This window comes from Endozoicomonas atrinae, from assembly GCF_001647025.1.
In the GTDB taxonomy this organism is placed as follows: Bacteria; Pseudomonadota; Gammaproteobacteria; order Pseudomonadales; family Endozoicomonadaceae; genus Endozoicomonas; species Endozoicomonas atrinae.
Map to the genome: position 1 here is coordinate 1 of NZ_LUKQ02000581.1, position 1,247 is coordinate 1,247.

The window sequence follows — 1,247 nt, forward strand, 5'->3', positions numbered from 1 at the left end:
CCGTTGTTCTTCCGTGTCACCATCGACGGCAGCGAGTTCGACTTCGTGGAATACCTGGGCGAGTACGACTACGACAAGTCCAAAGCCCTCGACGTGGCCGACAAGCACCTGCTGTCTGACTATCCCAAACCCATGCAGCGTTACCTTCGCAAGTTCCTCGAAGACAACCTGCCAGAACAACCAACGTACTCATAACCCGCACACCCGCCCAAGTATTTAGGGGAAATCCTACCCCGACACAATTCTACTACTGCAAAAATCTGTTTAATGGATAGCAGGACGTTGTTGTGTGTCGGAAAACAACAACCAATGGAGATACATCATGACAACTACAACAGACAAACTCAGGGAAGCCGTTCAAAACACCAACGGTAACGAGCGTCGTGCCCAGCTTCGCAAGCTGTTCAAGCAGACCGTCGGCAACTACCTCAAGAAGTGCAACTGGCAGAAAATCGGCGAGCGTTCACCGCTCATCGGTTCTGGCCAAGACCAGTACAACCTTCGACCCACATGGTCAGAGTACCGTGACCGCTGCTCCGTGCAGGTCATGGCTTACATGGTTGACCGAGTGATCGAGTATCACAAGCAGTCCAACTTCGAGGCCGTCGACGACTTCGTGAGCGAGTTTATTCTCGCCATCACCGAGCCAGAAGAGTTCGCCAGAGGTGCAGACCTTGACGCTCCCGTCGGCAGTGTCCGTCGTTACCACTTCGGTTACAACGCCAACTGGATATACGTCGAAGACACATGGGACGCCCTCGGAGGCAACACCAAGAAACCACCCGTTCGAAAACAACCAATCAAAAAGGACAGCAACATGGACACATGGACGATCTCAACCGAGCAGAAAGACCGCGAACTGCTTGACTCCGTTCTCAAGCAAGTGACCAACAACGAGGTCAGCGTCGAGCGCATCGAGAGTGCCATCAACGGTGGCTTGCAGGCACAGAAGCGCAATCAGGAACTCGAAGCCGAGCTGAGACGCAAGCCCAAGCACCTGAGCGCACCGATCACCATGCCCAAGGGCTTGCCCGATCTCAAGAACGTGGCATGGACAAATGCCAACGAGGTCTTCCGTCCAGGTCAACGCAAGGTCAAAGCCCTCGACTTCGACATCCCTGTCTTCGAGTGGAGCGGTGCCCATCGTGACGTGCCAGAAGTGGACGAGAACTATGTGTTCCGTACCGACCTTCTGGTACCCGTGTTGTTAGCGCTCACTGACAACACCAAAGCATGGATCAGTGGTC

2 protein-coding genes are annotated in these 1,247 nt (G+C 54.2%); both read left to right on the forward strand.

The features are described from left to right. A partial coding sequence (locus tag AK963_RS34030; protein ID WP_238593896.1) for a hypothetical protein occupies window positions 1-195 on the forward strand: 195 nt, incomplete at its 5' end. Between the two features lie 127 nt (window positions 196-322). Then, a partial coding sequence (locus tag AK963_RS29230) for a hypothetical protein (protein ID WP_139117785.1) occupies window positions 323-1,247 on the forward strand: 925 nt, incomplete at its 3' end.